The sequence below is a fragment of the Pseudomonas sp. H26/SER47-MNA-CIBAN-0231 genome, from assembly GCF_040310465.1.
GTDB classification, from domain to species: Bacteria; Pseudomonadota; Gammaproteobacteria; order Pseudomonadales; family Pseudomonadaceae; genus Aquipseudomonas; species Aquipseudomonas atacamensis.
On record NZ_JBEOPW010000078.1, the window covers coordinates 1 to 272 of the forward strand.

At 60.7% G+C, this 272-nt stretch carries 1 protein-coding gene; it reads left to right on the forward strand.

All coding sequences use genetic code 11. The features are described from left to right. The coding region (locus AAEZ10_RS27340) for a penicillin acylase family protein (protein ID WP_350571811.1) at window positions 1-272 on the forward strand (272 nt) is incomplete at both ends.

Consider the following 272-nt stretch of genomic DNA (forward strand, 5'->3'; position numbering starts at 1 on the left):
GTCTATGCCCGGGGCGTCAACGCCTACCTGTTCCGCTACCGCGACAAGTTGCCGGCAGACCTGATGGCAACCGGCTACAAGCCCGAATACTGGCAACCGGAAGATTCGGCGCTGATTTTCTGCCTGCTGAACTTCAGTCAGTCAGCCAACCTGCCGGAAGAAATTTCCTCGCTGATGCTGGCGCAGACCGTCAGCACCGACAAACTCCCCTGGCTGACGCCTTCGGCCCCCGACGAAAAACTGCCAGTGGCCGAGGCCGAGAAACTCCAGGG